The organism is Flavobacterium ustbae (genome assembly GCF_003946915.1).
Classification (GTDB): domain Bacteria; phylum Bacteroidota; class Bacteroidia; order Flavobacteriales; family Flavobacteriaceae; genus Flavobacterium; species Flavobacterium ustbae.
On the sequence record NZ_RPOC01000051.1, the window covers coordinates 1 to 431 of the forward strand.

Genomic DNA, 431 nt, shown 5'->3' on the forward strand with positions numbered 1-431 from the left:
AGTTCTTGCTCTCTTGTTAGAGGCTGGTCTGATTTGCTTTTTCTGCTTTTATGATTACTCATAGATACTGGTCTGCCTTTTTGTTTTGGTTGCAGTCCTTCTAGTCCAAAGTTAGCAAAATCTTTTTTCCATTTTAAAATTATGGAAATATTGGGGATGTTGAATCTGATACCAGCCTGCATCAAAGAAAGAGATTCCTTTTCTATGCTTTTGAGTACTTTCAGCTTGAAGTCGCCTGAATAACTTTGATTTATTCTTGGCAATAAGCCAATTTCACCATAGGTCTTGTAAAAACTGACCCACTTGCGAATATTCCATCTTGGAATCTGCTTCATTCTTGAAACATGTCCATCTGAATAATGCTTCTTTAAAACCAATTCTACGCATTCTAACTTAAATGCATAGTCATACTTTACTTTTCTTTCCATAAA

General features: G+C 34.8%; 1 protein-coding gene. It reads right to left on the minus strand.

Going from position 1 to position 431, the window contains the following annotated elements; translation table 11 throughout:
- The coding region (locus EG814_RS21070; RefSeq protein WP_164515357.1) for a helix-turn-helix domain-containing protein at positions 1-431 on the minus strand (431 nt) is incomplete at both ends.